Consider the following 21,137-nt stretch of genomic DNA (forward strand, 5'->3'; position numbering starts at 1 on the left):
CTCACCTCCTCTTTGAAAACAATCTCTCCACCCTGTATCATTCATTTCCTATCTAAACAAACATGGCCCTCTTCCTGAGGGCCATGTTCTACTCACTTTACACCGCTTCACCAGCTACTTTTATTTCTTCGATGTTCTCAAAACATTTCAAGCCCAACCACATATTCAAGTGAGCAAAAATCGTAAACCCGAAGATCGGTATGAACCCGGGGAAAGATATGAAGAAATAATAGGTGGACAAACCAGTAATGATCATAAGCACCAGATTGCTCGGCTTTAAAAACCCGATAAACAGGGCCTGTTTGATGGTTTGCAGCACTTTCAAATCATAGTGGACATAAACAGGAAAGATGTACATGAGCACAATGATGAACGTTAAACAGCAAATGAGCGCAACGGTAGATAGAATATCAAATAATATTCCATCAAACTGACGGAAGAAGTGCAAGTCATAAAAGCATACGACACCAACGGAAGTCATCGTTAGAGTAAGGCCGTTCGCTCTGAAAAATTCTTGCCGGAACGTCGCAAAGAAGGTTTTCACCAGGCGAGGTACTGGTTGTCCCATTGCCGCTTTCCTGGTGACTGTATATAAAGCGACGGTACTTGGAGCAATTCCGAAAATAATTCCTCCCAATAGCGTACAACCAATCCACATCAGATTCAGTAAAGCAAAATGGGTCACCCAGTTGCATAACGCCAGGACTCCCGCTAACAAACGTCCTCCCTGCATTGTAAAAACCTCCTTGGAATGGTCTGAATCAGTATCCACGCGTTCTCTCTATTCCCATCAACCACTATAGGTCGGCTGATGTAATAACTCTTCGATCCTGATCGACTGTTTTTCTTTGACTGACTTCCATACTGCTTCGCCGGTCGTCACGGCGTATGCACCATCCTTACTCCCCGACAGAACCTTATAAGGACGCGAAGGGTCTTCCCCCATGAAGATGTCCTCTTGAATAATCGGATCGCCGCCCCCATGTCCACCTTCCTGTTTCAAAACATTGATGGTTTCTTTGGAGCCGAAGAGAGGAAAGTACTCGATCGTTTGTTCTGGTACCGGAAAGGGAACGCGTGACGGAGCATGAAACTCTGTTGTTTCAATTCTCCCTTTTGTACCATTAATGGCAAGTCGATACCCTTCATAAGGCAGAGAAAAATTAATAGAATAACTCAACAGGGCCCCTTGATCATACTTGATGGCAGCCGTGTATGTGTCTTCAATTTCAATATCAGAATCAAAGACACACTGATCCGGCCGGTAATTCGTATATCCATCTTTTCTCGCTTCATCTGAATCGATATGGTCATCCTTTACAATCGCGCTATTACTTCGTGAATTCCACCTTGTATAATAAGGGCATTCATGTTTAACCTGACATGTCTTGCAATGACGCCCATCTTCCTGCAACGGATTATGTTCACTTTCCGGCCCATAATAATTCAAAGCTCCGAAAGCAAACACTTCTACAGGTTTTTGGTCCAGCCACCAGTTGATCAAGTCAAAGTGATGCGAAGATTTGTGGATCGATAACCCGCCCGAGAACTCTCGTTTACGGTTCCAACGTTGAAAATAACTTGATCCGTGGTACGTATCAATGTACCAGTTCAAATCTACAGACGTAACACGCCCGACTTTCCCTGATAAAATCAGCTCTTTGATTCTCATATGATAGGGGCTATAACGATAATTAAAGGTGACCGTGACTTCACCTTTGCTCTTCTTCTCTGCTTCCATCACCCGGCGGCTGTCACGGGCTGTAGTAGTCATCGGTTTTTCAGTAATCACATCAATGTCATGTTCCAACGCCATCAGGATGTACTCCACATGCGTATCATCCCTGCTTGCGACTATGATTGTATCCGGTTTCGTTTCGGCCACCATTTTTTTGAATTCTTTTTCATCATATTCAGGAACATTAGCTATCTTAGGAAAAGTAGATTTGCAAACTGCGAATCGCTTCGGATCATGATCTAACAAACCTACCAGTTCACTAGTCGCTGCAAACGTACTGATCATTGGACGGATAAACATATCATTTGCCCGCTTACTCACTCCACAAACCGCAAATTTCCTCATGATTCCAACTCCATTTTTTAAATTGTGTGTTCACAGTTCAGGCAGAAGATGCTGCATTTCTATACTTGCCAGAACAAAAGATCCAACACCATGCAGATCGTTCGCTGTTTTCGGACGATTGATATAGTGTTCATAATCACCGACCCCTGTACCGATGCAAATCTCCGGCATTACAAAGTGTCCGTTTTCATCGAATTCCATCCTGTCCAGGAGGCCGCGATATCCCTTGATCGCCTGTTGCTTATAGCTTTCATCCACATAACCGGACCGAATCCCTCTGGCAATCGTGTAAACGAAAAGTGCTGAACAAGAAGTCTCTATCCAGTTGTCGCTTCTTCCAGGCTTGTCTACAATTTGATACCACAAGCCTGTGTCAGCGTCTTGGTAGTTTATCAAGCTTTCAACAAGATTCTTAAGAGCTGTCGACAGCTCTTGTTCTGAAGGATGGTTTTCAGGTAAGAAATTAAGGATTTCGTTAAACATGATGCCATACCAGCCAATTGCCCTGCCCCAGAATTCAGGAGATTTCCCGGTTTCTGAATCTGCCCATGGCTGAATTCTGCTCTCATCCCATGCATGATGATATAAACCCGACCCCTCATCTAATGTATGTTTCCGCATTAAACGTTCTTGTTGGAGCACCATTTCCAGTAATTCGGGTTCATTATAGGCTTCTGCATAATTCATGGAAAAAGCCCCGCCCATATAGAGCCCGTCCAGCCACATTTGATAAGGATAATGGTCTTTATGCCAGAAACCGCCATCAGAGGTTCGATTCAAAGTCGGAAACATGTTCCGGAGTTTCTTCGCAGCTTTCCGATATCTCGTATCCTCATACCTTTCATCTAATTCGAACAATAAAAGTCCGGCCTGAATTGCATCTAATTCTTTTCTATTCCACAAAAAGTTTCCATTTTCATCGATGTTGTGATCGACATAACCTTTGATGTATGCAAGGTAACCCTCACCCCCTGTGATTTCTCTCAGTTGACGCATACTTTCTAAAAACACACCTTGGTGGTAGTGCCATCTCCCATCAGGCGGCAGCTCAGACGGCTGAAAGGTCGCCATCAATGAATCACATGCCGCTTTCCCCCAATCCAGTGGAGTATCCAATTTTTTATTTAAAGTCGTCCTTTGATCTGAAACCATATTATCTCTCCTCATATAGAAATAGTCTAAGCTTTCATACCAGTTGAACTGATGCCATCAACAATGTATCGCTGGAAGACGAAGAAAATCACGAAAATCGGTAAAATACTTAGTGTGGACATCGCGAACATCGCGCCCCAGTTCGTGACAGAGTTAGGATCAGAGAAAAGTTTCAAAGCAAGTGAAACCGGGTACTTTTCCGGTGTAGATAGATAAATTAGCGGTCCCATGAAATCATCCCATCTCCAATAGAATGAGAAGATAGCCGATGTCATCATGGCCGGGATAATAAGTGGTACGATAATCCGGAAAAAGATATCAAAGGTGTTACACCCATCGATTTTCGCCGCTTCATCCAACTCCATAGGAATCGTTCGGATGAACTGCATTATCAAAAATATGAAAAAAGGTATTCCGAAAAATGTCGGCAGAATCAACGGAAGGTAAGTATCGATCCAGCCAAATTGATTGAACATGATGTACTGTGGAATCATGACCATTTCAAAGGGGAGCATCATCGTTAACATCATTGCGACGAACCAGATCTTCTTGCCTGCAAATTTGATTCTGGCAAATCCGTATGCTATCAACGTCGATGATGCGATACTACCGACGGTTGCGATAACAGTAATGACCGTCGAATTCCAAAAGAACGTTCCGAAGGTAATTCCTGCAAATCCATTCCAGCCTTCAATATAGTTGGCAAAATGCCATTCATTCGGAATCAAAGAATGAGAGTTCACAAAAACATTTTCACTCTTTTTCAAAGAACTACTGACCATCCAGATAAGTGGATAGATCATAATTAAAGCGAAAGATCCCATCAATACATGCTGAATGGTCTTTTTCGTAATTTTTTTCTTTTTCATGGCTTCTTCTCCTTTCTTTATTTCGTATCCGATTCATAATGGACCCAATGTTCAGAGCTCTTGAAAATCAATGCCGTAAATATAGCGATGATGACCAACATCACCCATGCCATAGCAGAAGCATATCCCATATCGAAATATTCAAAGGCGCGCTGGTACATATAAAGGACATATAACAAAGTGCTATTCACCGGCCCACCATTGGTCACAACAAAACTCGGAGTAAAAGCCATGAACCCTTGTATAACCTGCATGATTGTGTTGAAGAGGATAACAGGTGTTAATAATGGAATTGTAATAATGAAAAACTGGCGAATAGGACCTGCTCCATCCACACTGGACGCTTCATAAAACGTCTTGGGAATATTCCTTAGACCTGCTAAGAAAATCAACATAGAGGAGCCGAATTGCCATCCATATAAGACAATCAATGTCCAAATGGCTGTACCAGGATCTCCTAACCATGAGTGTGTCGGCAATCCGATGGCAGCAAGGATTGAGTTGAAAGCTCCATCATTACCGAACAATTGACGCCACATGATAGAAACAGCGATACTTCCACCAACTACGGAAGGTAAATATAACAGAGTCCGATATAACCCCACCATTTCAACTACTTTATTCAGTGCTAATGCAACCAATAAAGCAAATACTAAACGGATCGGTACAGCTACCCCTGCATAGAAAAATGTAACTTTCATCGATTTCCAGAATGTCGGATCACTCGTGAACATTCTCGTATAGTTTTCAAGACCGATCCAATTCGGTGTCCCCATCATGTCAAAATCTGTGAATGATAAATAAAGAGAGTAAAGAATCGGGAATATTGTCAGAGAGAAAAAACCGATTAAAAATGGAGAAATGAACGCATAACCCGTTACATTCTTATTCCCCGTGTTAAGTTTTTTGTTAGGTGGAGTCACTTTCATCTTTTTCTTATCTTTGGGCTTCTTTGCCGGATGCTGCGGTTCAATCTTCTCATGGACCTCTTCTTGTTTCTTCGGTATCATCGCACTCACCTCTTTCGCGTTTATTCAACTCTCCGGATTAGAAAATGGCCCTGATTAAAGCTGATCAGGGCCACCCTCCCTAACTATGCTATCTAGCCATAACCCTCTCAACAGTAGATCTGAATTGTTCAGCACCTTCTTCAGCGGAAAGTTCACCATACATGACGAGTTCATCAATCTTCTGCAATTCTCCCAGAATCTCAGAGGACTCAGGCGGGAAGTTAGAATCGATTGGAGAGCTATGTTCTGTCACCATTTCAATGTACTCGAACACCTTCTTGTCTGTTTCGCTTAGATCAGCTGATAATTCTTCACGGATTTCTTCTTTAATCGGTACACCACGGTCAGAACCGCCAATTTCATAGACTTTGACATTGTTGACGAAGAAGTCGATAAAACGAGCCGCTTCTTCTTTATGTTCAGAGCTTTCACTTACAGACCAAAGCATTGCAGGCTTTAAGTACATTCCCTGGTCGTTATTTTCACCCGGCAGCAATGTCATGCCGATCGGCTTTCCACCAGCTGAGCTATCAAGAGCAGTCGCCTGGTTGGACCACCTGAAGTCAAAAGCAGCTTCGCCACGAACAATCAACTCATCCTCTACACCCTTGATTTGCTGGATCGTGTCATAGTTCGGGACTGCACCTTTTTCTTCCAAAGCGAGGTTTCTTTCAAAATAATCGACAAGTAATTGATCGTCTTCATAACCTAAGCCTGTTCCATCTTCATTAAATAATTTTTCACCTTTTTCCCTTAAGTAATATTCAAACAAGTTCTTAGGTTCCATCAATCGTGCACCATATTCTCCTGTTTCTTCACTGATTGCTGTTGCATACTCTTCGTATTCTTCCCATGTCCACTCACCGTCGGATAGGTCCAGCCCAGCAGCTTCCACCATGTCCTTGTTATAGAATGCTGTGAGTGCATTTGTTCCCGTAGGAATACCCAGCAACTTCCCATCCTTTTTTCCAGATTCCATGATCGTTTCGCTGACACCTTCGACATCGATCGTGCCATCTTCTACTAATGGAGTGAGATCAGCCAGCAACTCTTTGTCTGCGTATTGGTTCAAGTATTCTCCAAAGTTCTGCTGCATGATATCAGGAAGATTATTCCCTGATGCTTGAGCAGCCATTTTTTCGAAATAACCATCGAACCCGGTAAATTCGGACTCGATTTTAATATCAGGGTTTTCTTCTTCAAAAGCCTTGATGATCTCTTGCGTTTGGTCATGTCGGCTTTGAGAGCCCCACCAAGTCATCCTCAGGGTCGTCACCCCTTCTTCATCTTCGCCAGAAGCTTCTTCGGACCCTGAACAAGCGGCCAGAACACTTGCTAACATCACTGCCATCAAACTGAAAATCAGGAATTTTTTAATCAATTGATAATGCCTCCCCCATAATTTTTGAAAGCGCTTTCTGTTTCATGAATCCATCATAAGACGGATCGTTTTCTTAATAAATAAAATTTTCAGATATTCATGTCAAAAAAACAGACTTGTACAAATCACACAAAAAATCGGCAGTCAAATTTTGTAAAAGATGCTGCCGTGGTTCACTTTATTTTGTATCCTTTTTCACAAAACCTGAATTAGGCGGAGTGGAAAATACAATTTCAGAAACGAAAAAACTTATAGAGCAACCCTATAAGTTTTTATACTCTTTCTTCATATAGTTTGAAGGAGTCGATCCTGTATGTTTTTTGAAAACTTGCCCGAAATACCTTGGATTATTACCGAAACCTACCGCTTCAGCTACTTCAAATATTTTCACTTGATTTGAAAGTTCAAATAGTTCAATCGCTTTTTCAATTCGGCGGTTGATCAAGAAGCTGGAGAACCTCTCTCCTTTTTCTTTTTTAAAGAGTTTCCCTAAGTAGTCGGAATTCATATAAAGTACTTCCGTTGCAATATGAGATAATGACAAGTCTTCATCCGCAAGGTTTCTTTCAACAAATTCGACCACTCGATTGATTATCGTACTTTGCGTTTGTTTTGTCCGTTCATAATGGTACTGAGAAATTTCGTTCGCAGTTTTTTCGATGAAACTCCTCATCTCATGGAACTTCTCATATTCCTGAAACAGGATGACTTGTCTGAAGTAATCGTCCATCTGTTTACGATCCGCTTGACGAATCATCGACATGAACAATTCTAAACAGTGTGATCTGAAGAGGCTGACAGCATATTTTTCTTTCCAGACTTCGCTGAAAAAATCATCTAAGTATTGTTGCACCACCTCTTGGTTTCCACTTCGAATAGCAAAAATCAAATCTTCATGGTCGTATTGAAGTTCCTCCATGCTTGATCGATCTTTTTTTATGTCCTGTGGAGTAATGATACTTCCACCCGATACGTAAAAGCGCTGGGTGAGGCAATGGAGCGTCTCGTTATATAAATGTCTCAGCTGACTTATACTTCCTAAATCACTGATGGCCACCGTATAGTCCATCGGATAAAAGCTGTGGAACGATTGTTTAGCACCTTTCACTTTATCGATAATGACCTCCCGTGAAGGCAATTCAACAAGGATGACAATCTTATCGCCGATAGTCGTTTCTAAGGGAATATAGGTCTCACCGACTTCTTCCACCATGATTTTTTTCAAAGCTAACAAGTGTTCATATTCATAGGAATCTTCCATCTCTATGACTAATAAATAAAATTCCTTAGTATCTGTATCTATCTCAAACAGTTGACTGTAATACTCCCAATCTTTCACACCATATTTCTTATTTGTAATGTAATCTTTCAAAAATTGTTCCTTCGCCTTAGGCATGACTTTCTTTAAATGCTCACTCATATTTTCCAGAAACGCCTGTCTGGCTTGCTCTTCGTCTAGATCATCCACGACTTCCTTTACAGCTTTCTCTATTTTCTGTTCATTACTAGGCTTCAGCAAGTAATGTTTAACATTGCACTCCATCGCTGTCTTCGCGAATTCGAATTCGTCATGACCGGAGAGAACGATGAACCTTATTTCAGGATAGATCTCGTGGACTTTCCGAATTAGTTGAACCCCATTCAATCCTGGCATTTTAATATCTGTCACAACAATATCCGGTTGTTGATCCATAATGATTTCAAAAGCCATCTGCCCATGTTGAGCCTTAGCGGACAACTCTGTCCCACAGGATTCCCAATCTACTATTGCTGCAATTCCTTCTAAAATATTCACCTCATCATCGACTAACAAAATTTTATACACAATGCCTCACTCCGCCTTCAAAGGTAATTGTATGCTGACTCTCGTTCCCACCCCTACTTCACTGTCAATCGTTAACCCATATTCATCTCCAAACATCATTTTGATACGTTCATTGATATTATTCAGTCCGATTCCTGAGCTTTTTGAACGGATTTCTCCTCGATAGATGCCCCCTAATTGATCCTCTTCGATTCCAGGTCCATTATCGCTCACAACAATTTCCAGACCATCGTTGACTTCTGAAATTTTCAAATGGATGCGGCATTCATCAATCATTTCTTCCAAACCGTGTTGGATTGCATTCTCTACGATTGGTTGGATAGATAGTTTTGGTATCAGGCTGTCTTCGTAGACTTCTGAAATATCGAGTGAGAAATTCAGTCGGTGTTCATACCTGTATTTTTGAATGGTGATATAATTCCGAACGATTTCCAGCTCTTCTTTAATTGTGATCATCGGTGCTTTTTTACTAATGATATTTCTCATCATATTTCCAAGAGCATCAGCCATCACTGATATTTTTTCTTGCTTGTTGATTTTTGCCATCCAATTGATAGAATCCAGTGTGTTGTATAAGAAATGAGGATTAATTTGTGCTTGCAATGCTTTATATTCTGTTTCTTGAATCATTAATTGCTTTGTATAATTCTCTTTAATCAGTTCATTGATTCTATTCAGCATCAACCTGAAATTATCGTGTAACTCTCCAATTTCATCATTATAGTATTCTTTAGGCAGTGCAGATTCGCTGAAATCTCCTTTCTGGACTTTTTCCATCTGGGATGAAAGCGCCTCCAACGGTTTCGATATATTGTTAGCTGCTCTTCTGCTTAGGAGGATCGTCAAGGTCAACATAAGTAAGAAACAGACGATCATGATTATTTTGATTGCATTCGTCTGCTTTTTGATATCTCCATATGGAAGTAAATGGTGATAAGTCAGCTGCGAAAAATTAGAATGAGAATAAGTAAGAAGATATTCTTTTCCATCAATGGATTCCACCATGTAACCGCTGCCATTATTCTCGTTGGAAAAATCACTCATTTCCCATTCACTATCGTTACTTTGATAGAAAATCTCATGCATACTCGTAATGACCATATCTTTATTTTCCGGAGAAAAGTTGAGTGTCTCATCGACAAAGGTATCCATATCGATTGAAATGATCAATGTACCAATGTTTTGCAAACTTAGATTCGCTTTCTTTCGGATTTGGCGGGCAGAAGAAATTCCATTCTCCCCTTCTATTTTTGTCCAAACATTCGATCCTTTACTGCCGGAAAGAACTCTTCCGATTTTCCCTCTATCATTTTCTAACGAAGTGTCAAATCCCGTCGTATGTTTTTGACCATGTAAATCAATAATCTGCATGGAAGCGATATATTTTCTGGTAGATGCGTAGGAAAGCATACGTTCTAACAATTTCATCTTGGTATCATAGGATTCAAAACTGTAACGATTTTCATTGATTGTTTTCAAATAGTTTTGAATGATTGAATCGGTGCTTACCTGAAAAGATAAATCTTCAATCATATTTAATTCCTTATCCACGATTGAAGACGATAATTGCAACATGTCAGCCGATTCCTCATATATTCTTTTTTCATAGGAAGAGGTAAAATATTGAAAGGTAACCAGCCCTAAAAGTCCGAAAATCATCAATAATAAAAGAGAGACGGAGAAAATCTTATTTTTTATTCTGAAATTGCTATTAAAAGGTTTCATAAACGTCTCCCTCCTCATTTTTAATCGAATTATATCACAATTCAGAAAAATATAAATGGAGACAAATACTATTAGCTCGTTTCACGTAAGGGGGATTTATTCCGGGCGCTCATTCTCATAACAATGCTGAGCACGATGACTAAAGCGACCAATTCACCCAGGGAAGCTGCGATGGAACCGTTCACCCCATTCCAGGAAGGGAAAAAAGTAACAAGCATCGATACAGTAACAATCACTGTAACCAAGTTCACGATTTGCGCCACAGCCATCCGTTTCGTCTTCCGGTGCAACATCAAATACCCATTCAAGAAATCCACCCAGGGGAAGACCAATGTTTTGATAATGAAAAACTTCATGACAACGATCGTCGTCATGGCTAGTTCCTCATCAGCCCCCATCACTTCTCCCATGAACCACATTCCGACAGGTGTATAACACAATATGACTAAAGCTAACGTTGGCAACAGACTGAGAAAAATGATGAATCGGATGACTTTCTGTTTATTCACTTCATACATCTGCAGGACAAGCTGGTGGGTGTACATGAAAAAACTCAACAACATTTGGGTGATACTGAAAGCAAGAGCGAACGAAGCGATACCCATCTCAATGTTATGGGTTTTAGCCAGAAACACATAAATGATCGGCACCAGAATTGTTTGAATGACAAAATAGAAAACGAGAGGCAAATAAAATTTTGCAATTTCCCCCTTTTTTAAATTCGTTTCTTTTTCAGGAAATGAAAACTTTAAAATGCCATGCCCTTTCCAGACACTGATGGCACACTCTATAAACATCCCTACCAAAAACAAGATGGCGCCGCTTAAACTAGTAATATAGTCAAAATAGACAAACAAATACGCCACGAGGAACATGATGATAAGGCGGATCACCACCATGATAGTCAACCACTTCGTTTCCAAATTGTTGATGATCACACCTTGATAAAGCCCGCGAATTCCAGAAAAAATAATGACAAACAATATAATCGCAAAAGTATCTGAGATCGTATCAACCATGTTCGCATCTGCGTTGAATAAGTTCATATAAACCCAATCCCCGAGTGAACTGAAGGCCATGATCAAACTGAAAACAATGATAATCACCATTGGCACGACCATAAACAGGGAAAGAACTTTGAACGATCGGACATCTTTCACGAGTGCCGAGCAGGTCTGTCTGAAGACGATAATCGGCCTTTCAATGATACCGAATAAAGCAAAAGCCACCGCATAACAAGCAATGATGAAAGCTGCATTTTCACCGCGGCTGAGCGTTCCATTTATGATGACATGAGTAATAGAGGTCAAACTTGCCGAAAACCCTAAAGGGATGAAAAAACCACTAAGTTTCTTGTAGGTTAATTGACCTTTTCTGGCATTCAATCTCATTCCTTCTTTCTTCTTCAATCGTGAAAAAGAAGAGGGAGTCCCCCTCTTCTTCCCTTTATTTCACATAAATTGTACTCGCCGCCTCGATTGGCAGTCCAGACTCCAGTTCTCCACTCAATGTAATTTCCTGTGCACCTTTTTCAAGGATGGAAGCCAATTGATTTCGCGAAAAATCTACACGGTATTCGTCTATCCCGTCTTTGTCAAAATCAGCTATTTGCTTCTTTTTCTGCTTATCCAACGGCTTAACCTCACCGTTGACTAATAGTGTATCTAAACGGATATTTTCCAAATCGACCCCTTCTTGAATACTCAGGTAGGCCGTTGCTTTAGGCCCTTTTTGATCATGTTTCTTATGACCTTTGCCTTTAAACTGTTTAATTACGGGTGGTTTCCAGTCCACGGTGGCGAAGACGTGGAATTTCATAAATTCTCCTCTTATCAATTCACCATCTTCCTTTCGATCAAAAGGAAGATCCGGTGCTAAACTGCCGAAGTTTTCATCCGTTAAAGTAACTCCAGATTTATTGATACTTACTTCTCCGTCAAAGAAGAAGTTATCGTCCGCTTCCACTTCTTCTGGATATTGATCCTCTCCACCATCTCCTGTTTGGTAGGAAATGAATCCATCTACTGTAAAATCTTCTTCGATGTTCGGGTAAGTAGTGAAGGATAGATTTCTTCCTGCATTGTTAAATGAAAGATTATCATCAGCTATGACCCCTGGGTTACTGTTACTCGTAAATCCGTCCGCACCGTTATGGAATGCCAGACTGTTGCGGATAATATGAGGCACATGAATACCTTCTCCCCCAAGCTTAAAGCCATTCTTATCACCATCACCGACAGTTCCATCTGTTAGTGTCCCATTCTCGTATGCGATACTATCCTCAATCAATACCGATCCGATAGCACCTGTTCCCGCTTTTGTATATAAATCCCAGCCATCATCGATATTATGGTGAGCAACACAACCACGGAAAATATTACCATCACCTGATGTAAGTTTAGCAGCGAACCCATCCGCATTGTTATCCGATGGATCACGGTTATCAAACGATTCACTATTCAAGATCAGATTATGCGATGGCCATTCTTCTTTTGGTGTATCACTGTTCGTGCGGCTGATCTGCACTCCCGTGTCGCCATTTTCATAAAAACGGCTTTCTTCCACAATGTTATGGTTTCCACCAATCGTAAAGCCCTTCGTATTCCCAGCTGAGCGTTTAAAATCGATACCTTTGACGTGCCAGTAGTTCCCGCTCAGTACGACTCCTTCCGACTTTTTATCAAAATTGATGACAGGACTTTCCCCATCCGCTGCTACGAGATATTTCCGTGCTTCTTCTGTTCCATCGTTATACTTCGAAATTTCCAACTTCGAATCACGCACATATTCTCCGCCGGCAAGTATGATCTTCTGTCCAGGAAGGACATATTCCACAGCTGTATCCAAATCAAGCGGTTCATTTTCCGTTCCTGTACCATCACTTGTTCCTGAAGGCGTCACATGAATCGGTTCGCCACTTCTAAACGTTTGATGAGTCACTGTGAAGTTTTGGACTTGCTTCTCGTACGAGGTTAAAAACTGCGTATCGTCCGGAAGGAAAGTGATACTGAAATCAGTACGATCCTTCACGGACAGCTCCGCAGAAATTGCTGCAACTTCTCCCTTGTTGATACGCTTTCCCTGTTCAATGGTTTCAAGTCCTTGTTTGATCGTTGCCACTCCATCCACGTTAGACTCTAACAGGAGCTCATAACCAGTTTCAGATGTTCGAGCCCGGGATTCCACATGAAATTCAGGATTCACGGGGTGCTCCGGCGCCTCTACTTTCGGAGGATCGGTCGCTGAGGCTGTCACAGAGTAATCAATGTTGCTTACTTCAATGTCTGCAAGGCGGGCCGCATAAAACCCGACATACACTTTTGAATCCTGGACATTCAAAATCTCAGGATTGAAGAAAATTTCTTCCTCACCGTCATTCCATTGACCTCTATACCCCCTATTCGTTTTTGAGAGAGTCAAACGATACTCCTGCTCAGGATGTGTATTACTTTTGTCAGGTTTCTCGTCATTCAACATGATCTTCTGTATTCCCTGGCTGCCTGCTCCATCCGATGATTCGACCCCTGTCCGGATGAAAAGCTGCGTGCCATTTTCTTCTTGTGTTCCACCACTGAAACCGCCTACCGCTGCAATGTTCGAAGCGAACACACTGGAGCTATCATTTTCACCGATAACATCCCTCGCCATGAGACCGAAGGATTCCTGGCCATCATGATTTGGGCTTTTTGCATATTCATTCACCTTGATATCAGCGGAAAGTTCAAAATTATCTTCTCCCGCCTCAATTTCTGTGTAATAAAAAGTGATACCGTCATGGTCACCGGTAATTTTCCCTGCGCCCGGTTCTGCTACAACCTGGACATGATCTTCTTCCTCCACTACATAGTTGGTATCACTCCCAGTAGATTGACCAAATTGAATCGTCTTCCATTCCGGATCAGTTTGATCACGAACAGTCACTTCAAACTCAAGCGGTTCAATCGTGTCATCAGTTGGTCGAATAACAATCGGATAGACACCCGTTTGAGAAGCATCAAACGCTGTCTTATCAAGTTCATATTCTGTCTCATCCAGGACAGTTTCATCTCCGTTATCAAAAACCTCAGAAACCTTTAATTCAGATGAGTCAAATTCTTCTCCTACTTGATAAGTCGTTTTCGGATAGGTCGTCACTTTCACACCCTGCCGTTCTTTCTCCTTTACATTGACAAGAAAGGAAACCTCTACTCCCTTGTAGGAGAGCTCTATTTGTTGATCCCCTGTCATACTAGTATCAAGACCGGAAACCTCTAATTGATCTTTCATCACCCTTACCTTCTCACCATCTGTATAGAGAGCTTCAACAGACAGTCCATCAAGGTCCAATTCCTCTCCTGAAAAATACTGAGTTTTAGACGGCAATTGAGTGACTTCTAATTCTGTCACTTGCTCATCTTTCACTTCCACTTCAAATTCGGTAGTGATTTCAGGAGATTGTGTGGATTGAATGGTTATTTCTTTCGTGCCCGCTTCCATCAAAGCGGCACCAGATTGGATTAGCTCGCCGCCTAACATACAAGAATACTGCTCGCTTGACAACGTTTCTTCTGTGTACCCAGACTCATACACCCCGACTACTTCTAACCCTTTCGTTTCAAAACTATCTTGAACATAGTAGTCAGTTTTAGCTGGGTAGTACTTGATATATAAATCAGTGAGCTGGATTTCCTTTATCTTCAGAGAAATTGTTTCTTCAACTCCTCCATAACTGATCGTTATGGTATTGGTTCCTGCTTCACTGCTATCAAAACCTGTTACGATATAGTCTTCTTTCGCAAGGTTGAGTTCAGTTCCATCTTCCAGAACAGCTGTGACTTCAAGCCTTTCCAGGTCCAAAGGTTCATCAATTAAGTATTCATCATCGATATTTGAAGTATCGATTTTTAGACCATCTACATTTTCTGTCTGTTCAATATGGGTGTCGCTAAAGGTGATTATTCCATCCCTTGCGACAAACAAGCCTACATAGAGATCTTCATTAAAGGCTCCTTCTAGGGACAAGGTTTCACTATGACCATTCGACGTAACCCTGAAAGTATCTCCTGACTTCTTGATTGAGAGTTCATATGTTTCTCCAGAGACTGGTGCGACATTTCCGGCAAACGCATCAAGTTTACTCAGTCCTCCTTGACTGTAGAAACCCCTCAACTTATCATCAAGCCCACCGACTGCAATGTAGTTGGAGGCCTGCTTCCCACTATCTCCATTTTCACCGACTTCATCTCTCAACATCAGTCCAAAAGCTCGCTGACTATCAGGGCTGTATGCATCTGCATGGACAGTTGTCGAAATTTCAAAATTAGATTCTGCCGTCAGTTTCTTATAGTAAAAAGACAGACCCTCTTCACTACTTGCGATCTTCCCTCCGGAAGCTTCAAGCGTAATGGAACCATCCTCATTAAATGTGGGAGGCGGATTCTTATCTTCTCCTGTGTTCGAACCGAAAGCACCGAAACTCCAATCCTCAGATTCTCCACCAGGACCAATTGCGGCAAATGAGGTCAGCGGAATATTAGAAAACAATAAGATTAGTATCGTAAGGACAACCCAACTTTTTAATAACAGGCGATCCATTTCATTCCTCCTTATTTATTCAACCCTACGTTCAGTTCGGCAAAACTTGAGTTACAGAAGCTTTCATCCGCGCCTGTTCGCGAGTCTGCTCAATAAAGCTTTTCGCTTCAAGCATTTGATGTTCTCTTGCAGCTTCCATGATGATGCTAACTTGTGGCTTATACTGCTCTAGTAATGACATATATAACTCGTAATTCAAATCCCCTTTCCCCGGAACAACCGTCTCGATTTTCCCGTCTGGCCCGATTACACGATCTTTTGCATGAGCTGCGATAATACGAGAGCCCAGCAAATCAAAAGCTTCTTTAATCACGTTGTCCTGATGTGAAATGTTATTTTCATGTAGGAGATTACCTGGATCCAATACGACACCAATGTGGGAGGAAGGCACTTCTTCCAACATCCATTTCAATGATTGAGCGGTACCGATCAAATGATCATTGGCAGGTTCAATGCCAATATAGACTCCCCATTTCTCCGCTTCCTCTACCAATTCTTCTAATGACGTTTTCATAATAAGCCACTCGTCCCCAGTCAGTTCATCTGACTGTACCTTGCCGACCTCTGCAGTGACCATCGGAGCACCGAAGAACCTTGCGTAGCGGATCAATTCTTTGAAGCGATCGATATTTTCCCGGCGGAGATCTACGTTTTCATGGAAAAAGTGCAAATAGCAAGCCAAAACGGAAATGGAGACGTCATGTTTATCGAATTCTTCCGAAATATCCTCTGCCAATCTTGGACTCAAACGTCCTGGTTTACTGAAGTCATAATCATTGAAGGCTTTCCATAATGCCAGTTGTACGTGCGGAAAACCTTTTTCTCCCACTTTATATGCAAGCTCTTTATAAGACATTTTTCCAAATAAGTGAGCCAATACCCCTACACTCATATGAAAACCTCCTTCGTTGAAGTACTTACCTCGTTACCAAATGCTCTTTGTTCATTAACTGACGGACTTCATCCTTCGTTGGCGCTCCTTCCCAATCACCAGGGAACTGAGTGGCTAGTGCACCAGTTACATTCGCTTGCTTTAAAGCACGAGGGATTGAAGTAATCAACGCCTCATCATTTAATGGTTTATCCTCTTCCAGCCATTCATCCAAAAAACCAGCCGCATAAGCATCTCCAGCACCCACCGTATCCACCACTTGATCGACATGATAGGCGGGTTGTTCAAAAACATGGCTGCCAACAAAGCCTATTGACCCTTGCTCCCCTAATTTCATTGCAACGACTGAAGGCCCCATACGCAAGAATTCTTCACCATAACCTACAGTCGTTTTCTCACCCAATAGAAATTCTGCTTCTTCCAATCCGGGCAGAAAGACGTCACAAAGCGGAATCAACTCCAGCAATATTTTCCTTGCCGTCTGCTCATCCCATAACTTCCGTCTTAAGTTAGGATCAAAAGATATTGTCAAGCCTTGCTCTCTTGCTTCCTCCATAGCTTCTTTAATGAAGGCAAATGTGTGCGTCCCAAGGGCTGGTGTAATGCCTGTCACATGGAGATGTCTTGCTTTTTCAAACCATTCGTGCTTTATATGATCAGGGGCTAATTGGCTAGCTGCAGAATGTTTCCGGTAATAATGTACACGCGGATCCCCTGGTGTTTTGGCCTCTTTGAAATAAAGAGCAGTCGGGTGCTCATGGTCTTTCTCCACATGAGTTACCTCCACCCCTTCACCTGCCAGAGTCGATAGAATCAATTCTCCAAAAGGGTCATCTCCTATTCGGCTGATCCACCTTACCTTTCTTCCTAGTCGCGATAAACCGAAGGCAAGGTTGGACTCTGCCCCTCCGACCGATTTAGTCAAAAGGGGAGTATACTTGATCGTGCCTCCCGTGTAAGGTTGAAAAAGTACCATACTTTCACCGATCGTGACGATCTCCGTTCGGTTACCCATGCACAACACCCCCTTGAACCTTAGTGACATATGCCCTGGCTAATCGTGTCATTTCCTCGTAATTTCCTTCTGCGATCAGCTTATTGTTCACAAGGCTTCCACCCAGCCCGACAGCCTTCACTCCATATTGCAAAACTTCTTCAATGTTATTCAAATTCACTCCACCTGTAGCGATCATTGGAATGTGACCCAGCGGACCACGGACATCCTTGATATATTTCATGCCAAGGGCACCGACAGGGAAAACCTTCACAGCAGGTGCCCCCAGGTTCGTCGCCCTCATCATTTCTGTCGGAGTCATCGTTCCTGGCCAAACGGAAACTCCTTTGGCCAGACAATATGTCACCACCTCTTCATCGAAATATGGCGAGACGATATATTCCGCGCCAGCATCAATAGAAGCCTTTGCCTCTTCTACACTCAGTACCGTTCCTGCTCCGACTTTCATTCTTCCCCCGAATTTCTTCTTCAGGTTTGAAATCATATCAAGAGCGCCTTCTGTGTTCAGAGTGATTTCAAGAAAACGAATCCCCCCTTCATATAAAGCCGAAGCAACTTTTTCACCAGTCCCAGAAGGAATACCTCTGATAATGGCAATGATCTTATGGTCCTCTAACTCTGGCAAAATGGTTTGGTCCATATTCAGTTCCTCCTCCATTAAAGCGTGACTCCTGATTTAAAGATGGCAATTTCACGGAAGTCATTTTTTTCGTTGTTGACCAGTTCACCGCTCGCTACCCTGATGATATAATCTCGAAAATCCGTCAGCACCTCATCCGGAGCAGAACCTTCCAATAATCTCCCCGCATTAAAGTCGATCCAGTGCTTCTTCTTCTCGTACAGTTGAGTATTCGTAGAAATTTTCATCGTCGGTACAAAAGATCCGAACGGCGTCCCTCTTCCTGTCGTGAAAAGAACTACCTGGCATCCTGCGGCACCCAGAGCTGTAGATGCCACCAAGTCGTTTCCTGGCGAGCTTAGTAAATTCAGACCTTCCTTATTCAACCTTTCTCCATATTTAAGTACATCGATGACGACAGATGTCCCCGCTTTTTGCGTGCATCCTAACGACTTATCCTCAAGGGTGGTGATACCACCATCTTTATTTCCAGGAGAAGGATTTTCATAAATCGGCTGATCATGAGTAATAAAATATTGTTTGAAGTCATTGATTAAATCGACAGTTTTATGAAAAACCTTCTCATCAATCGCCCTTTCCATCAGCAGTTTCTCCGCGCCGAACATTTCAGGGACTTCCGTCAAGACTGTCGTCCCCCCTTGAGCAACTACATAATCGGATAACCTCCCTAGCAATGGGTTGGCAGTGATGCCAGAAAAACCATCAGACCCTCCACACTTAAGCCCGATTTTCAATTCAGATAGGGGTACTTCTTCACGATGATCAGACTTAGCATTTTGATGAATTTCGTGCAGACATTTGACTCCTTCTTCGATTTCATCCGAAACATCTTGAGAAGTGAGAAACTTTATTCTTCCGTGGTCATAATCCCCTAGTGAAGCCTCAAAATCTGAGACATTATTATTCTCACAACCAAGCCCGAGCACGAGGACCCCACCAGCATTCGGATGTTTAACGGCATTTCCTAATATCGTCCTTGTATTGAGATGGTCATCCCCCAATTGGGAACATCCATAGTTGTGCTTTAGAACTTGGATGTTATCAAATGGCGCAATACCACCGACTTCGGATTTAAAGATTTTAATGATTTGCTCTGCAATGCCGTTGACACAGCCCACCGTCGGGACGATCCAAAGTTCATTCCTGATCCCTACACGACCGTCTTTGCGCTTGAACCCATTGAATGTAAGGCTTTCATTTTCAAAAGGATTGGCAGCGAACTTCGGTTCATATTGATATTCCTGTACACCTTCTAGATTGGTTTTCGTATTTTCCGTATGGACCCAGTCCCCTATTTCTACATGGTCTATCAAGTGTCCGATCGGAAAACCATATTTGATTATATCGGTACCTTTAGTCATGGGTACCAAAGCAACTTTGTGTCCTCTTGGAATTTCTGCATTCAAAGTGATTGGGTGCCCATCTATACTCACTTCTGTACCTTGAGGCAAATCTTTCAACGCCACCGCCACATTGTCCTGTTCATTGATCTTCAATATACTTTCCAAGATAGATCCTCCTCTATGAATGCCTTAAACCTTTAAATGCTGTGGCTTTTTGCGGAAACCTAAATATTGTGCAGCATTTCTATAAGAAACGTCTTTGATAATCGGCTCTAACAACTCGTCATCATTAGGTACTTCCCCATTCTCCACCCATGTCGCCAACAAATCGCATAGAACTCTCCGGAAATACTCATGACGTGTATAGGACAAGAAGCTTCTTGAATCGGTCAACATACCGATAAAGCTGCTGAGCACCCCCATGTCTGCAAGCGTTTTCATTTGAGCCAGCATTCCTTCTTTCGTATCATTGAACCACCATGCTGTACCAAATTGCATTTTCCCTGGTACTCCACCTTCTTGAAAGCTTCCAGCAATGGTCGCCAGAACCGGGTTGTCTTTCGGATTCAGCGAATATAATACTGTTTTAGGTAAAGCGTCCTGCTGCTCAAGAGCATCCAATAATCGGCAGAGCGGCTTGGCGATCTGACCATCATTCATACTGTCAAAACCAGTGTCAGGGCCTAGTCGCTGGAACATTTTCGTATTGTTATTGCGCTGGGCACTAATGTGATATTGCATCACCCATCCAAGCTCAGCGTAAATTTTGCCTAAGAAAGTGAGTGTGAAGGATTTATATTTGACTTCCTCTTCTTTACTGACTTTGAAGCCGCTTCTCGCTTTTTTAAAAATGTTAGAGACCTCTTCCATAGTTGTCTCTTCATAGACCACTTCATCCAAAGCGTGATCAGAAATCTTCCCACCTATTTCATTGAAAAAACGGGCTCTGGCATCTAATGCAGCTAGAAAATCTTCGTAGCTATTGATAGAAACCTGGGAAGTCTCTTCAAGCTTACTCACCCACTCCTGGTATCCATCCCTATTTAATTCCAGACCTTTGTCGGGACGGAAACTCGGCAGAACTTCTGTCTCAAAGTCCGATTCCTTCAGCTGCTTATGGTAGCGCAAATCATCCACAGGATCGTCTGTCGTGCAAATGACTTCCACGTTAGAAGCTTTGATTAAATCCCGCACGCCGAAGTCCTTCTGATTCAACTGTTCGTTCACCCTATCCCATATTTCCGGTGCGGTATCTTCATTAAGCGCAACATATATGTTGAAATAACGCTGCAGTTCGAGGTGTGTCCACGTGTAGACTGGATTTCCAATCGATTTTGGAACCGTACGAGCCCAGGCAAGGAACTTCTCATAAGGCTCCGCATCGCCAGTAATGAGATTTTCATCGATACCATTAGCTCTCATTAAGCGCCATTTGTAGTGGTCACCATCCAGCCAAATATCTGCGATTGTTTTATAGGATTTATTTTCATATATCTCTTTCGGACTAAGGTGGCAGTGATAATCGATAATAGGCATGTCTTTGGCATAGTTGTTATACAGGCGCTCTGCTGTTTCGGTGTTCAGTAAAAACGTTTCATCCATAAAATTTTTCATACCATCATCCCATC

Annotated in this window: 15 protein-coding genes; all 15 read right to left on the reverse strand. The window is 42.2% G+C overall.

Annotated features, from left to right (window positions below; translation table 11 throughout):
* Positions 1-97: 97 nt before the first annotated feature.
* The 15 genes from HLI_RS07815 to uxaC all read right to left on the reverse strand — a co-directional run bounded on the left by HLI_RS07815 (position 98) and on the right by uxaC (position 21,123).
* On the reverse strand, positions 98-733 hold the full coding sequence (locus HLI_RS07815; protein WP_128524466.1) for a YesL family protein: 636 nt from the start codon (positions 731-733) through the stop codon (positions 98-100).
* A 57-nt stretch (positions 734-790) separates the two neighbouring features.
* Positions 791-2,083 (reverse strand): Gfo/Idh/MocA family protein, encoded by a 1,293-nt coding sequence (locus tag HLI_RS07820; protein WP_128524467.1) that lies wholly within the window; start codon positions 2,081-2,083, stop codon positions 791-793.
* A gap of 30 nt (positions 2,084-2,113) precedes the next feature.
* Positions 2,114-3,235 (reverse strand): glycoside hydrolase family 88/105 protein, encoded by a 1,122-nt coding sequence (locus tag HLI_RS07825; protein ID WP_128524468.1) that lies wholly within the window; start codon positions 3,233-3,235, stop codon positions 2,114-2,116.
* Between the two features lie 26 nt (positions 3,236-3,261).
* Entirely contained in the window at positions 3,262-4,104 is an 843-nt protein-coding gene (locus tag HLI_RS07830; protein WP_128524469.1) for a carbohydrate ABC transporter permease, read from the reverse strand.
* Positions 4,105-4,121: 17 nt separating this feature from the next.
* Positions 4,122-5,033, reverse strand: coding sequence for a carbohydrate ABC transporter permease (locus HLI_RS07835; RefSeq protein WP_128526841.1), 912 nt, complete (start codon positions 5,031-5,033; stop codon positions 4,122-4,124).
* 169 nt (positions 5,034-5,202) lie between these two features.
* A complete protein-coding gene (locus tag HLI_RS07840; protein WP_128524470.1) occupies positions 5,203-6,495 on the reverse strand; it encodes an ABC transporter substrate-binding protein in 1,293 nt (430 codons plus the stop codon).
* 262 nt (positions 6,496-6,757) lie between these two features.
* Entirely contained in the window at positions 6,758-8,320 is a 1,563-nt protein-coding gene (locus tag HLI_RS07845; protein WP_128524471.1) for a response regulator transcription factor, read from the reverse strand.
* 6 nt (positions 8,321-8,326) lie between these two features.
* Complete coding sequence (locus HLI_RS07850; RefSeq protein WP_164908514.1) at positions 8,327-10,045, reverse strand: cache domain-containing sensor histidine kinase; 1,719 nt, start codon at positions 10,043-10,045, stop codon at positions 8,327-8,329.
* A gap of 71 nt (positions 10,046-10,116) precedes the next feature.
* The gene (locus HLI_RS07855) at positions 10,117-11,430 is read right to left on the reverse strand and encodes a multi antimicrobial extrusion protein MatE (protein WP_128524473.1); all 1,314 of its coding nucleotides are present in this window, start codon (positions 11,428-11,430) and stop codon (positions 10,117-10,119) included.
* 61 nt (positions 11,431-11,491) lie between these two features.
* Positions 11,492-15,619 carry a right-handed parallel beta-helix repeat-containing protein gene (locus tag HLI_RS07860; RefSeq protein ID WP_128524474.1) on the reverse strand — a complete coding sequence of 1,376 codons (4,128 nt, stop codon included), beginning with the start codon at positions 15,617-15,619 and terminating at the stop codon, positions 11,492-11,494.
* A gap of 31 nt (positions 15,620-15,650) precedes the next feature.
* Positions 15,651-16,511, reverse strand: coding sequence for a sugar phosphate isomerase/epimerase family protein (locus HLI_RS07865; RefSeq protein ID WP_128524475.1), 861 nt, complete (start codon positions 16,509-16,511; stop codon positions 15,651-15,653).
* A gap of 25 nt (positions 16,512-16,536) precedes the next feature.
* Positions 16,537-17,526 carry a sugar kinase gene (locus HLI_RS07870; RefSeq protein WP_128524476.1) on the reverse strand — a complete coding sequence of 330 codons (990 nt, stop codon included), beginning with the start codon at positions 17,524-17,526 and terminating at the stop codon, positions 16,537-16,539.
* Positions 17,519-18,166 carry a bifunctional 4-hydroxy-2-oxoglutarate aldolase/2-dehydro-3-deoxy-phosphogluconate aldolase gene (locus HLI_RS07875; protein WP_128524477.1) on the reverse strand — a complete coding sequence of 216 codons (648 nt, stop codon included), beginning with the start codon at positions 18,164-18,166 and terminating at the stop codon, positions 17,519-17,521. Before HLI_RS07875 ends, HLI_RS07870 begins: the two co-directional genes overlap by 8 nt.
* Before the next feature lie 17 nt (positions 18,167-18,183).
* On the reverse strand, positions 18,184-19,674 hold the full coding sequence (locus HLI_RS07880) for a UxaA family hydrolase (protein ID WP_128524478.1): 1,491 nt from the start codon (positions 19,672-19,674) through the stop codon (positions 18,184-18,186).
* Between the two features lie 24 nt (positions 19,675-19,698).
* Positions 19,699-21,123, reverse strand: coding sequence for a glucuronate isomerase (gene uxaC / locus HLI_RS07885; RefSeq protein ID WP_128524479.1), 1,425 nt, complete (start codon positions 21,121-21,123; stop codon positions 19,699-19,701).
* Positions 21,124-21,137 lie beyond the last annotated feature (14 nt).

The organism is Halobacillus litoralis (genome assembly GCF_004101865.1).
Taxonomy (GTDB): domain Bacteria; phylum Bacillota; class Bacilli; order Bacillales; family Halobacillaceae; genus Halobacillus; species Halobacillus litoralis_A.

What these genes read in the sequence shown, in the direction of transcription:
- HLI_RS07815 (WP_128524466.1), bottom strand. Translation starts at nt 733, where the DNA reads ATGCAGGGAGGACGTTTGTTAGCGGGAGTCCTGGCGTTATGCAACTGG.
- HLI_RS07820 (WP_128524467.1), bottom strand. Translation starts at nt 2,083, where the DNA reads ATGAGGAAATTTGCGGTTTGTGGAGTGAGTAAGCGGGCAAATGATATG.
- HLI_RS07825 (WP_128524468.1), bottom strand. Translation starts at nt 3,235, where the DNA reads ATGGTTTCAGATCAAAGGACGACTTTAAATAAAAAATTGGATACTCCA.
- HLI_RS07830 (WP_128524469.1), bottom strand. Translation starts at nt 4,104, where the DNA reads ATGAAAAAGAAAAAAATTACGAAAAAGACCATTCAGCATGTATTGATG.
- HLI_RS07835 (WP_128526841.1), bottom strand. Translation starts at nt 5,033, where the DNA reads ATGAAAGTGACTCCACCTAACAAAAAACTTAACACGGGGAATAAGAAT.
- HLI_RS07850 (WP_164908514.1), bottom strand. Translation starts at nt 10,045, where the DNA reads ATGAAACCTTTTAATAGCAATTTCAGAATAAAAAATAAGATTTTCTCC.
- HLI_RS07860 (WP_128524474.1), bottom strand. Translation starts at nt 15,619, where the DNA reads ATGGATCGCCTGTTATTAAAAAGTTGGGTTGTCCTTACGATACTAATC.
- HLI_RS07865 (WP_128524475.1), bottom strand. Translation starts at nt 16,511, where the DNA reads ATGAGTGTAGGGGTATTGGCTCACTTATTTGGAAAAATGTCTTATAAA.
- HLI_RS07870 (WP_128524476.1), bottom strand. Translation starts at nt 17,526, where the DNA reads ATGGGTAACCGAACGGAGATCGTCACGATCGGTGAAAGTATGGTACTT.
- HLI_RS07875 (WP_128524477.1), bottom strand. Translation starts at nt 18,166, where the DNA reads ATGGACCAAACCATTTTGCCAGAGTTAGAGGACCATAAGATCATTGCC.
- uxaC (WP_128524479.1), bottom strand. Translation starts at nt 21,123, where the DNA reads ATGAAAAATTTTATGGATGAAACGTTTTTACTGAACACCGAAACAGCA.